The sequence below is a fragment of the Streptomyces sp. P6-2-1 genome, assembly GCF_050613165.1.
Taxonomy (GTDB): domain Bacteria; phylum Actinomycetota; class Actinomycetes; order Streptomycetales; family Streptomycetaceae; genus Streptomyces.
Window position 1 is genome coordinate 14,096 of the sequence record NZ_CP192513.1, and the last position, 12,316, is coordinate 26,411.

Genomic DNA, 12,316 nt, shown 5'->3' on the forward strand with positions numbered 1-12,316 from the left:
GTCACACCTCCTCGCCGGTGAGGGCGACCGGTGCCGGGACCGGGGTCGCGGAAGCGAGCATCAGGTCGGTGTCTGCGACGCCGGACCAGCCGAGCATGTAGCCGATCAGCGAGGTACGGCCCGCGACGCCGGTGTAGAAGCCGTGTCGGCGGGCCCGGTCCAGCACCGCCGTCTGGTGGGCTCGGGCCCGGTCGGCGAGGGTGGTGTCGCCGGTGAGGGCGGCGACGGAGAGCAGCGCCTGCACGGTGCCGCTGCTGCCGTGGCACACGGAGACCTCGACCGGGCCGTCGTCCAGCGCGGTCGCCGCTGTCACCAGCGTGTCCAGCCGTTGCCCCGCGAGCCAGTCGTACCGGTCGGCGGAGTGGCAGATTTCGGCGGCGGCCAGTAGCACCCCGGCGGCGCCCTTGCACCAGCCGGGCACGGCGGGGCGGTGTCCGTCCAGCCGGGCGGCGAGCCAGCCGAATGCCTCCTCGGCCATCGCCTGGTGGCCGAGGACGCGGCCGGCGCGGGCTTTGGCCCAGTACAGGCCGAGGTCGCCGTGGGCGAGTTCCATCTCGGCGCCGCCGGGTGCCCGCCGGGCGTCCGCGAATGCCAGCCGCAGTACGTCGTCGACGGCGCCGGTGCCCGCGGTGCGGCCGCTCTCCAGCCGGGCGAGCAGGGCCATCAGGACTCCGGCGGGGCCGTTGGCGACGTCTGGTTCGCGGTCCTCGCCCCGTCGCTCCATCAGGGCGACCAGTTCGGCGGTCCAGGCGTCGTCCACGGCGTCCGGGCGGGAGAGCAGGAGCGACGCCAGTCCGGAGAAGACCGACTCGGGCATGGTGTCCAGAACGTTGCGGTACTCGGTGGTGAGTGTGGCGAGCCCGGCGTCGGCGGCGCGGGCGAACTCCGTGTGCCGGCCGTTGAGCGCGGCGGTGCGGCGCATGAGCCGGGTGATGCCTCCCATGTCGTGGAAGGCGATGTAGTTGCCCGGGGTGATGGTGGCGGCATTGCGGTCCGGGCCGATGCTGCCCAGCCAGCCCGCCTGGAGTCCGTCGGCTGCCCGGGCGGTGACCGCGAGGTCCCGTACCACGTCGGCGATGGCGAAGCCCCAGGTGCCGGGGGCGGACCGGGTCAGGGCGTCGCCTCCGAACACGCTGTGCGCGGACAGGCCGCCGGGTGCGGAGGCGATCCCGCCGATGCACTCCTCGACGAGGAACTGGTGGTAGCGCTCGTGCCGTTCGCGGGCGGAGCGGACTCCGCGCAGCGCGTTGTCGACCGGCGAGACGGTGAAGAAGTCGGGCAGGTCCCGGTCGTGGGCGCGCAGCGTGGTGGCGTCGGCGCGTACCGAGAAGTAGGGGATGTCGCCGGCGTCCAGGGCCTGGGACTCGGCGTCCCGCAGGTAGGTGAGCTGGTCCTCGGGCAGTGGCCGGGGCTTGCTGTTGAGCAGCCCGAGCAGTCGGTCGGCCTCGGTGCGCGAGCCCAGGTAGCGGGGGTGGGTGGAGGCGTCCAGGTAGCGGCTGTAGACCTCGGTGGAGCGCAGCACCGACCGGACGTGCGTGTCCGGTCGCCCGCGCAGGACCTCTTCCGTCTCCGGCCCGGCCAGGAACGCCAGGGCGTCCCGGTACCCGGCCATGACGTGCGGGAAGTGGTCGGTGATCAGGAGCGCGTCGTCCCCGAGCCGGGGCACGTTGGTGGTGTGGTGGTAGGTGACGGTGTCCCAGACCACCCGGATCGCGTCACTGTCCTTGTCCGTGACGGACGGGGTGCGCATCCGCGACTCCTGCTCGCCGACGAGGCCGGCGCCGGACATCAGCACGTCGATGGCGGAGTCCGGGTTCTCCACGGGCAGCAGCATGGTGGAGGTCACCGAGGACTTCATGTGGTTGATCAGCCGGTGTTGCAGCTTGTCGTCCGGTACTCCCCCGTCACCGCGCAGTACGGTCTCGGAGTCGATGACGCAGGGGTGCTCGCCGTGCGCGAGGAGGTTCTCGTCGTGCAGGTCGGTCGCGCCGATCGCGCTGAGCAGGCAGGTCAGCGCGCCGAACCGGTAGAAGTAGCGGGCGGGTTCGGCCCGGTTCGTCATGGGTGACGCCTCGGTGAAACGCTGCCAGCCGTGGTGGCTGACCGTCACCGACTCGGGGACGCAGTGGTCCAGTGAGTACGTCAGCCCGTCGCCTGCCGCTCGGTACAGGTCGCGCAGCAGGTCGTCCCCGGTGAGCGGGCGCGGCTTGTAGACGAGATGATGACCGCCCGAGCTGGAAACGAAGAAGACGCGGCGGTTGCCGTTGTGCGGGTCGGAGGGGGACGGGGCGATCCGGGTGAGGGTCTCGCCCGCCGGGTCCAGACCGAAGGAGTCGGCGAGGACCTGTGCGTCGTCCCGCCATGCCTGGAGCATCTCCCGGCAGGCGGCGTGGATGTTGCCGGTGACGGTCTTGAGGCGTTCGGCGAGCACGGGATAGCGGCCGAGCAGAGCGGCCCGCCGCTCCGGGTCTGCCAGCAGCGCGGTGAAGGAGTCCAGTGCGGTGCGGCTGTCCGCGTCCACGGGCAGGCCGAGGGCCTCCCTGTGGGCGTGGAATTCGCCGATCAGTGTGCGGTAGCTGTGCCCCTCGACGGTGCAGACCAGTACGTCCCACAGGGCGTGCAGGGTGTCGTCGCGGGCCTCGGGGGCCACCACCTCGTCCAGCAGTGGGGTGAGCGCGGCTGCGAGGCCGTCGCGGGGTGCCAGGTCGAGATAGAAGGGCAGGAAGGCGGCCACGGACACGGAGGGCGCGGGTTCCGGGGTGGCGGGAGCGGAGAGCGCGGGAGCGGTGGTCGCGGGGACGGAGGGTGCGTTCTCAGTCATGCTGTCTCGCCTATGAGGGTCGAGGCGCCGGTTTCCGCGTAGAGGACCGCGTAGGTCGCCTGGTTGTCCAAGAGCTGCTGGTGGGTGCCGTGTTCGATGATGCGTCCGTCGCCGAGCACGTAGATGCGGTCGGCGTTTCGGATGGTGGCCAGCCGGTGGGCGATGATGACCTGGGTGGCGCCGATTTCTTTCATGATCTTGGTGACGCGGCGCTCGTTGATGGTGTCCAGCGAGGCGGTGGCCTCGTCCATCACCACGATCTTCGGGCGCTGGAGCAGGGTCCGTACGATCGCGAGGCGCTGCCGTTGCCCGCCGGAGAAGTTCGCGCCCAGCTCGGACACCAGGGTTTTCAGGCCCATCGGCAGGGCGTCGACGAAGTCGAGGATGCCGACCTGCGCGCAGAATTCCCGTACCTGCTCGGCGTCGATGTCCTGGCCGAGGGTGAGGTTCTCCAGGATGGTGCGATTGTGCAGGTGCACCTCTTGCGGGATGTAGCCGATCTGGCGGCGCAGGAAGTCCTTGTCGTAGTCGGTCATCGGCCGTCCGCCGAACTCGATGGCGCCTGAGGTCGGTTCGTGCAGCCCGCACAGCAGTCGGCCGAGCGTGGACTTCCCGGAGCCGGAGGTGCCGACGAGCGCCACCCGTGACCCGGCCGGGACGTCGAGGGACACCCCGTCGATCACTGGGGCCGCGTGCCGGGTGTAGCGGAAGCCGACGTCCCGTAGCGTGATGGAGGCGTCGGCGAGTTCCCGGAGGTCGCCGCCGGGGGCCTCACTGTCGTGCGCGGTGATGTCGCTGAGCCGGGCCATGTACCTGGAGGCCTCGGTGAACTCGGTGAACATCTGGAACACCGAGGTCGTCATGGAGAAGAAGGTGACCGACACCGACTGCACCGCGATGGCCGAGCCGAGCGACACCATGCCGTGCGCCACGAAGTACAGGCTGGACAGCAGCAGCACCATCGGGCCGAACATCTGCGTGGTGGTCGCGACCCCGGCGATCCAGCCCTGCTGGAGCCGCATCCGGCGCTTCATCGCGTCCAGCGACGCTGTGTAGACCTTGGCCCACTCGTCGGCGAACTGGTTCGCGTAGCCGCCCATCTTGATGGTGGGGATCGACACGATGGCGTCGAGCTGGGTGGACTGGCTGCGGCCGAGTTGGCTGATCTCGGCGTCGGTGACCTCCTTGACGCGGGTGCGGGTCAGCCACAGGTAGAGCGCGTTGCAGGCGAACAGTCCGGTGGCGATCAGTCCGATCCGCCACTCCGTGATGTAGAGGTAGACGCCGATGCAGGCCAGGGTGCCGATGTCCAGGACGCCCTGGGCGATCCGTGACGACAGCAGGTCGCGTACCGCGTTCACGGTGTTCAGCCGGAAGAGCAGTTCGCCGGGCTGACGGGTGGTGAAGAACTTGTACGGCAGGCTCAGCAGCCGTCGGAAGGTGTGTGACATGAGGTGGGCGCCCATGACCCCGATCAGCGAGGCCAGCACGGTGACCCTCAGCAGCCACAGCACGAGGTATCCGAGGGCCGCCGCGCCGATCGCGCCGAGCACGAGGCCGAGGTCGCCGGGGTCGGTCCAGTCGGACTGCCGGTCCACGGCCCATTTCGTCAGCGCCGGGATGCCGAGGACGGCGAGGTAGCCGCTGAGCGAGAGCAGGGTGACGAGGGCGATCCGGGAGGCGGAGCGGTCCGCGAAGAGCGGTACCGATCGCCAGTCCTTGGTGGCGGGCTGCTTCTGGCGGGTGAATCCCTCGCCGGGTTCGGCGGAGATGACGATGTCGCTGAACCCGGCGGCCAGTTCGTCCCGGGTCAGTCGGCGCCGGCCGACGGCCGGGTCCATCACGGTGGCGGTGCGGCCGTCGAACTTCTCCAGGACGACGAAGTGGTAGTCCTCCCAGTAGAGGATGACCGGCGTGGTGAACTGGGTCAGCCCGGCCACGTCCCGCACCCGGAACGCCTTCGTCCGCATCCCGCGTGAACGCAGGAAGTCGGAGAGTTGTTTGGCGCCGAGCCCGTCGCGGCCCGCCTCAAGGCTCTGCCGCACTGTGAAGAAGTCCTCGGTCCGGCCCCAGAAGCGCATGACGGCGATGCAGCAGCACAGTCCGCACTCCGTCTGGGTCACCTGGGTGACCGTAGGTACGCGCCGCCCCATCACCGCTCCCCGCGGGTCAGGGACAGGGGCGAGACGCGTACCTCGGGGGCGAGGCGGTTCAGCAGGTGCAGCAGCACGCCCGAGGTGCCGACCATGAGGCTGGTTGTGTGGGCGTAGCGGCTACGGTGGTCGGTGAGCTTGCTCATGAACACCTCCGGCCGAAGCCGGGTCTCCTCCAGTTCGGCCACCTGTTCGGCGAGGTGGTCGTCGCCGAGCCGGGTGGCGGCTTCGGTGAGTACGTCGTGGTTGCCGAGGTCTCCGTGGCACCAGGTGAGATTGCGCCCGAAGCCGTCCTTCAGGGTGTTGGCGACCGCCAGGTCCAGCCAGGCGCGGGCCCGCTCGTCGCCGGTGTGCCCGGTCCGGGCGAGCAGGGCCAGGGTGATCCCGGCAGCGCCGTGGCACCAGCCGGTGGAGAAGCGTCCGGGTTCGTTCAGGTTGGAGAACCAGTTGTCCTCGACGGTGTCGTGGAAGGTGCCGAGCCGGTCCGTGACCGCCGCGGCGCACGTGTCGGTACGGCGCTGTTGTTCCGGGTCGGTCAGGTGCGGGCGCAGCACGCTCAGGGCGTGCAGCACTCCGGCGACGCCGTGCGCGAAGCCCGACTGTCCGGCCCAGGTGCCGTCGGCCGCCTCGGCCCGGTCGCAGAGCAGTTCCGTGAGCTGGGGCAGCGCGGCCAGGGCGTGGGGTCCGCCGATGGCGGCGAGCTGGGTGGCGGTGCCGGCCAGGCCGCTGATCACGTCGGCGCCGACGGTGTCCGTACCGATCTGGCCGAGGGCGAGCGGGACCGCGTCCCGTGCCGCCTGCCGCCAGTCGGGTTCGTCCAGCAGCAGGCCCGCGGTGTCCAGGGCGAACAGGAGCCCGGTCAGTCCGGTGTAGGCGCCGGGGCCGGTCTGCTGCACGCTGCGCTGTTCGTAGCGGCGGCCCGCGAGGATGTCCGCGCTGGGCGCGAAGACCTGCCGGGCGGCATCGGCGTACGTGTTGTCGCCGAGCACCTTCGCGGCGGCGGCCAGGGCGAGTGCCGGGCCGGTACGGCCGGTGTACAGGTCGTAGCCGAGGACGCCGCACGGCCAGACGCGTTCCGCCTGCGCGGAGGCGAGCGGGCCGATCCAGGTGCGCGGGAGGTGCGCGAACTTGTCCGGCAGGGCGCTCGCCACCAGGCCGTCGGCGAGGTGCCTGGCCAGGTCCCGGATGCCCCCGGCGCCGGGGACGGCGGGTCCGGCGGTGCCGGAGGGCACGCTCTGCCAGGTGTCCGCGCCGGTGAGGTGATTGTCCGGGAACCGGGAGCAGAACGCTGAGTACAGCAGGGTCAGTTGCCGGGTGATCACCGTCTCGTCCAGGGCGCGGGCCTTGTGCAGTGCCCGGTTCAGCGGGGACTCGGGCAGCCGGGCGCCGGTGTCCTTGCCGTCGGCGTCGTACAGCACGGTTCCGGCGGCCTCGGCAGCGAAGTACGGCACGTCCCGCTCAGCCATCTGCCGCAGTTCGGCGGCGATGATGCCGCGGTCGGAGGTCTTGGAGGCGATGGCGATGCGTTTGAGCAGGCCGAGCGCGGTGTCCGGGGCGGCCATCGCGGCGGCCGAGGCGGTCATCCGCAGCGTCTGGGCGTACAGCGCGGTGGGGTTGTGGACGTAGCGGACCCGCATCCCCGCTGCCAGCCGGGTCAGCAGCTCGGTCCAGGCGTCCCGGTCGCTGACCAGGGCGCGGGCGGTGTCGGCGAAGCCCTCGGCCATCTCGTCGGCGAGGTTCTGCATCTCGGTCTCGCCGCCGCTGCGTACCACGGTGTTGCGCTGCTCGGCCTGTTCGGCGCGGAGTACTACCTTCATGGTGTCGGTGAACGGGTTCTCGAAGGCGAGTCCGCGGAAGGGCGAGGTGCCCTGGTTGGCGCCGCCGAGGAAGCCGAGGTCGACGTGGCCGGAGCCTTCGGCCTTGCCTGCCATGACGAGCGGCAGGATGCCGATCCCGTACAGCGAGCGGGCGATGACGTCGTAGGCGTTGCCCTCCGCCTCGGGGCGCGGTCCGACGTGGACGCGGGCCGGGTGCAGGAGCGTTTCCAGGTCGACCGGGACCGGGCCGCGCCGGGTGGCGAGGATGTTCTCGAAGTGCATGTCGCGGGCGTCGAGCAGGTAGAGGACCGCCGCGAGCTGCCCGCACTGGCGCATGAAGCGCGGCGAGATGTCGGTGACGTCCTCGGCCTCGACGAACTCCACGTACCCGTAGCCGGTACGGGCCAGGGTGCGGGCAGCGGGCAGACCGGTACCAGCGTGTGCGTTGACGTATGCGGTGATCTGCTCGTACGCCGCCTCGCAGGAGATGTCGCGCGGCTTGTGGACGAGTCGCGCGCCGGAGGCGAAGGCGAGCACGGAGACGCTGCGGCCGTGCGCGTGGGCGTCGCCGTCGGCCTGGCCGATCGAGGTGAGCGGGTCGTCCGCGTCGATCCCGAAGGCGGCGGCGATCGACGGGCGGTCGGCGGCGAGGCGTTCGCACAGCTCGTCGAAGCCGGCCGCGGTGTTGCGCACGAGGTGGCCGATGGCGGAGCGCAGCACGGGGAAATCCGCGAAGCGCTGTTCGTCGGTGCGGTGCGTGACGAAGTCGAGGTACCGGGCGTTGCCGGTTTCGCCGCTCAACTCCCCTCGTTTGGACGCCGTGTTGAGGGCGGCGACCAATGAACGGGTGCAGGTGTGACGCAGTCGGCTCTCGGCGCGGGTCAGGAGTTGCAGCGTGATGGTGTCGGGGTCGGCGAACAGCGACGTATGCCGGGCGATCAGCTCGGGCGGTGCCGCCTGCGCGGCCAGCCGGCGCACGACGCGCTGGAAGGGGTACCCCTCCTCCTCGTCCGCCCAGCGGTTGACGACGGGAGACGAAAGCACCGGTACGGCCGGGGCCGGTGCCAGGAGCGTCGCGAGAACATCGCTGTCGTGTGCGGACAACGGATCGATCGTTTCCCGTATTTCCGCATCGTCGAATTCTGGGTACAGGTTCTGTGAGGAGGCCACGGGTTCTTTTCGCTCTGGAAGATACGCGCGGATACGGTAGACTGCGCCCACGGCATGGGGTGGGAATCATGCACCGATTCCCACCCCATGACTTTTGACGCACTGGCCCGTCAGCAGCACATCAGCACTTGCTGGTGCACTTGGTGGTCGGGCAGAACGCGGCCGACGCCGCGATCGACACTGCGACGCACGCCGGCGTGGTCGTACCGCCGTGCGCGTCCTCGTCGCCGAGCTCAATGAGTTCGAGCTCGTCGTAGGCACCCAGAAGGTCCTGGTTCTCCATGTGGTTCACCCCCTTCCGCAGTCGGGCCCGGGCAACTGGACACGTGGGTGTCAGTTGCAGTTGGGCTGGCACTCCTTGGTCAGAGTGCACCAACCGCCGTGGTTTCCAAGGGCGTCGCTGAGCGAGAACGTGTTCGTGGTGCAGGCGCCGTACGCCACACCGTCGAAGTCCTGCTCGGCGATCTCCTCCACGAGAGAGACATCACCTTCGAAGGGCATATAATTCACCCCCTTCCCCGTTAATTGAACACCGCACAGGATCAGGTAATCCACTTTCACAATTCCCTGCGGCATTCGCGTTGCTGTTGAGGCAACGCCGAGGAAGTTACCCGAACACATCCGCAGTTCACAACTCGATTACAATGTGACCCAGGTCACACCGCATTATTCGGCATTCCTTCGAGAGCGGTAAAAAATGGACACCATAAAGGGATTCTCCCGGCAGGCGGGCCGGGAGTATCGGAAAGGAACGGAATAAACCATTCCCTATGTGGCGCTTATGTGGGCCGCTTCGGCGAACGGTGGTCTCGCCACCCGCGAGGGCGGCCGCTCTCGCGTTCGCACCGGTCATCGGCATGATCACGAGGATGGAGAGTCGCGGTTCCGGCGCTTCGCCCGGCGCACCCAAGAAGGCCCCGCAGCGCGCTGCGCCGCAGGCGGACAGGGGCTTTCGCAGGGAATTGCCGGGTCACCCGGACACGGAGGTCAAGGTTCCGGAAATATGCTTCCCGAGCCGGTCGACAGACGGTGACCACTCTCGGCTTCGGTCCGTGCATCCAACAGGGGCGGGCCGGGATCGGCGCTTTCACGCGTCGGAATTCCGCATTCCGATTCCAGGCGAACGCGCGCCCGAGAAGGGTCACGCAGTCCTGTTCCGGTAGTGAAGTCCGCTTTCGCGGGTACAGTTGACGTGACGGTATCCGACGATGCTGAGGACGTTGTCATGTTTGGGAAGAGGAAGAACAAGGGCGAAGACGGAGCCTCCAAGGCAAAAGCCGCCCAGCAGCGGGGCGCCGACAAGAGCAAGGGGCGCAAGCGCAAGTCGGACAAGTGGTCCGACCAGGAGAAGCTCACCACCATGACCTCCGGCATCTGGTCGAGCTTCCACTAGCAGGACCACCGCGCCGCGTTACGGCTCGGAGCGTGACGCCCTCACGAGCGGGCCCGCGGGGAGATACCCCCCGCGGGCCCGCTCGCGTTCGTTCCCGGAGCGTCCGGAATCGCTGCTCCGTATTGCGTCAGGCAGGCACGGAAACCCGCTCCGGACACCCGCAGAAAAACGGAAATGGCGGCGTCCGGCGGACATCCGTGCGCGTACCACCCGGTGAAGTTCCGGCGATCCGAGCCCGCGCGCGCCGGACGATCCCCGCGTCGCGACCCCGGCATCGGCCGTCCGTTCAAGATCCCAAAAACGCACCCCTTGAACTGCGGAAACGTCAGGAGCCCGCCAGGAGGCGGCCACCGAGGCGGCTGGTGCATTTCCTGCGCAAGCCGTCACATGAGCCCCATAAGCCACCCTTGACATGATCCTCGCCCGTCGGATAGTCATCTTCAGTCCGTAGCGTTACGACGTGCCGACACACCACGGGGGTGGCCGTTGACGGGGGAAAACACGGGGCCGCGCAATGGCTTTTCATCGCTAGACGCATTACAGCTTCACACCGCACTGGAAAAGGCCGTGAAAATACGGCCCTCGGCTGCTGTGCGATTCGCCGCGGAGGACTCCGCTCTCGGCCTCAAGACGCTGAGCGAGCAGTCCGTCTCCCTGGCCTCCGGCTTGCGTGCCGCAGGAGTACGCCCAGGTGACCGGGTCGGCCTCCTGATGGGTAACGAGCCGGACTTTCTCCGCGGGCTTTTCGCCCTGAGCAGGCTCGGCGCCGCCGCATGCCCGCTGCCGCTGCCCACCGGCGGACGCGACGCCTACGTCGCCCGGGTTCAGGGCATTCTGCGCACCGCCGGTGTCCGGGACGTCCTGGTCTCCGCCCGGCTGGCGCGGCTCGGCGCGCTCACCGGCCGGGCGCTGGAGGGCGCTCGCGCCCTCGGCACCGCCGAGCTGGAGGCGCACACCGCGACGGTCGACGGGCTGAGTGTGCCCGAATCCGCGGAAGCCGTGGTGCAGTTCACCTCCGGCAGCACCGCCCGCCCCAAGGGCGTACGGCTGACCCAGGCGAACGTGCTGGCCGGCCTGCGGGCCATCTCCGGCGGGATCGCCCTGCGCGCGGAGAGCGATCGGGCCGCCGTGTGGCTCCCCCTCTTCCACGACATGGGCCTGTTCGGCCTGCTCTCGGCAGTGCTGACCGGCGCGGACGCGACCGTGTGGACACCGTCGGCGTTCGTGAAGCACCCGGAACGCTGGCTGCGCGAGATGACCGCCGACGGCTGCACGGCCTGCGCGATGCCCAACTTCGCCTACGACTACCTGTGCGACGGGGTCGCCGCCGAGGACGTACCCGGCCACGATCTCGGCCACTGGCGGGTGGCGTTCAACGGCGCCGAGCCGGTCGCGGACGCCGCGCTTCGCCGCTTCGCCCGGCACTTCGCGCCCGCCGGCTTCCGGCCGGCGGCGATGATGCCGGTCTACGGCATGGCCGAGGCCACGCTCGCCGTGACGTTCCCGCCGCTGGGCAGGGAACCCCGTACCGACTGGGCGGACCGGCGCGCTCTCGCAGGGGACGGCCTGGCCCGGCCGGTGCCGGCGGGCGCCGAGGACGCGCGTCCGCTCGTCTCGGTGGGGACCGCCGTCGCCGGCCTGGAGATCCGGGTCACCGGAAAGACCGGCACCCTGCCTGAACGGCGGGTCGGCGAGATCGAGGTCCGCGGCGCCTCCGTGACGGGCGGGTACGTCGGTGACGTGGCACAGCCGTTCACCGCGGACGGCTGGCTGCGCACCGGGGACCTCGGCTACCTCGCGGACGGCGAGCTGTACGTCACCGGGCGCCGCAAGGAGATGATGACGCTGCGCGGCGAGAACCACTACCCGGAGGACGTCGAACAGGCGGTGCGCGAGCACCCCCTGGTCCACCGGCGCCGCTGCGCCGCCTACAGCGAACCGGGCGAAGACGGCGGCAGCATCGTCCTCGTGGTGGAATCCACCGCCCGCGAGGGCACCGAAAGGGACGCCTTCATCGCCGAGTTGCGCGGCCTGGTGCGTTCGGACGCCGGGCTCGACGAGGTGGACGTACGGGTGGTCGCACCCGACGCGATTCCCCGTACCAGCAGCGGCAAGCTGCGCCGCCTGGCGCTCGCCTCCACCCCCGGCTGACCCAGCGGGCCCGTGTCCTCGCGGCCGTAGGCCGCCGCACGGGCCCGACCACGACCACGACCACGACCACGACCACCGACCAGCATCCTCCGGCCCGCCGACACGGGCCGGCCGACCGTGCGCGGACGCGCCCGGTCGCACCACGGCAACGAGCACGTACGAGCACTAGGGGGGAACCGGTGGACGAACGGTCAGTGCTGGAACGGGAATGGGAGCGAGGCACGCCGGTCGAGGTGCCCTGGCGGACCCTGTCGGACTACCAGTGCTTCGGCTGCTCCCCACAGAACGCCACCGGGCTGGCCCTGGAGTTCCGGCGGACCTCACGGGGGTTCGCCGCGCGGCTGGAACTGGACCGGCGCTTCGAGTCCTACCCCGGTGTGGTGCACGGCGGGGTGGTCAGCGCGGTGTGCGACGAAGTGATGGGCAACGCGCTGAGTGTGGCGAGCGGCTCGTGCGTGCTCACCACCACGCTACGGGTGCGGTACATGGACTCGCTCGCCGTCGGCGGCACGTACTGGTGCGTCGCCGAGAGTGCCCGCCCCACCGGTGACGGACCGGGCACCCGGATGCGCGCCGAGGTGCTGGACGCCTCCGGTGCGGCGGTGGCCTCCGCGGTCGCCGACTACCGGCCGATCCCTCTGGACGAACACCGGGTGCGGGCCGGGCTCACAGAGGCGGAGGCCCACCGGGTCGGCACCGCCTTCGCCACGACGGCTGAACCCCGCTGACCCGCGCCGGCAGCGCGCCCGGTGACCGGGCAGCGTCGAACGGGCGGCGGAAGACCGAGCGGAACGAGCAGGAGACACTACCG

The 12,316-nt window shown here is 70.2% G+C and carries 8 protein-coding genes; 3 read left to right on the plus strand and 5 right to left on the minus strand.

The window, feature by feature from the left end:
- Position 1 precedes the first annotated feature (1 nt).
- From lanM to ACQYWQ_RS00105, 5 genes are all read right to left on the minus strand, one after another.
- Positions 2-2,821, minus strand: coding sequence for a type 2 lanthipeptide synthetase LanM (gene lanM / locus ACQYWQ_RS00085; protein ID WP_431031765.1), 2,820 nt, complete (start codon positions 2,819-2,821; stop codon positions 2-4).
- Positions 2,818-4,974, minus strand: coding sequence for a peptidase domain-containing ABC transporter (locus ACQYWQ_RS00090; protein WP_431031766.1), 2,157 nt, complete (start codon positions 4,972-4,974; stop codon positions 2,818-2,820). Before ACQYWQ_RS00090 ends, lanM begins: the two co-directional genes overlap by 4 nt.
- Positions 4,974-7,895: a type 2 lanthipeptide synthetase LanM family protein gene (locus tag ACQYWQ_RS00095; protein WP_431031767.1), complete on the minus strand. Its 2,922-nt coding sequence runs from the start codon at positions 7,893-7,895 to the stop codon at positions 4,974-4,976. Before ACQYWQ_RS00095 ends, ACQYWQ_RS00090 begins: the two co-directional genes overlap by 1 nt.
- 187 nt (positions 7,896-8,082) lie before the next feature.
- Positions 8,083-8,244 (minus strand): class II lanthipeptide, LchA2/BrtA2 family, encoded by a 162-nt coding sequence (locus tag ACQYWQ_RS00100; protein ID WP_199806543.1) that lies wholly within the window; start codon positions 8,242-8,244, stop codon positions 8,083-8,085.
- A gap of 50 nt (positions 8,245-8,294) precedes the next feature.
- A complete protein-coding gene (locus ACQYWQ_RS00105) occupies positions 8,295-8,462 on the minus strand; it encodes a plantaricin C family lantibiotic (protein ID WP_030998976.1) in 168 nt (55 codons plus the stop codon).
- Between the two features lie 724 nt (positions 8,463-9,186).
- Between ACQYWQ_RS00105 and ACQYWQ_RS00110 the strand changes: the two genes are divergently transcribed.
- The 3 genes from ACQYWQ_RS00110 (at position 9,187) to ACQYWQ_RS00120 (ending at position 12,233) form a co-directional block, all read left to right on the plus strand.
- The gene (locus tag ACQYWQ_RS00110; RefSeq protein ID WP_431031768.1) at positions 9,187-9,354 is read left to right on the plus strand and encodes a hypothetical protein; all 168 of its coding nucleotides are present in this window, start codon (positions 9,187-9,189) and stop codon (positions 9,352-9,354) included.
- Positions 9,355-9,945: 591 nt separating this feature from the next.
- The gene (locus ACQYWQ_RS00115; RefSeq protein WP_431031769.1) at positions 9,946-11,505 is read left to right on the plus strand and encodes an AMP-binding protein; all 1,560 of its coding nucleotides are present in this window, start codon (positions 9,946-9,948) and stop codon (positions 11,503-11,505) included.
- Positions 11,506-11,684: 179 nt separating this feature from the next.
- Positions 11,685-12,233: a PaaI family thioesterase gene (locus ACQYWQ_RS00120; protein WP_431031770.1), complete on the plus strand. Its 549-nt coding sequence runs from the start codon at positions 11,685-11,687 to the stop codon at positions 12,231-12,233.
- Positions 12,234-12,316: the final 83 nt, after the last annotated feature.

Coding starts and splice junctions, on each gene's coding strand:
- lanM (WP_431031765.1), bottom strand. CDS start 2,821: ATGACTGAGAACGCACCCTCCGTCCCCGCGACCACCGCTCCCGCGCTC.
- ACQYWQ_RS00090 (WP_431031766.1), bottom strand. CDS start 4,974: ATGGGGCGGCGCGTACCTACGGTCACCCAGGTGACCCAGACGGAGTGC.
- ACQYWQ_RS00100 (WP_199806543.1), bottom strand. CDS start 8,244: ATGGAGAACCAGGACCTTCTGGGTGCCTACGACGAGCTCGAACTCATT.
- ACQYWQ_RS00105 (WP_030998976.1), bottom strand. CDS start 8,462: ATGCCCTTCGAAGGTGATGTCTCTCTCGTGGAGGAGATCGCCGAGCAG.
- ACQYWQ_RS00110 (WP_431031768.1), top strand. CDS start 9,187: ATGTTTGGGAAGAGGAAGAACAAGGGCGAAGACGGAGCCTCCAAGGCA.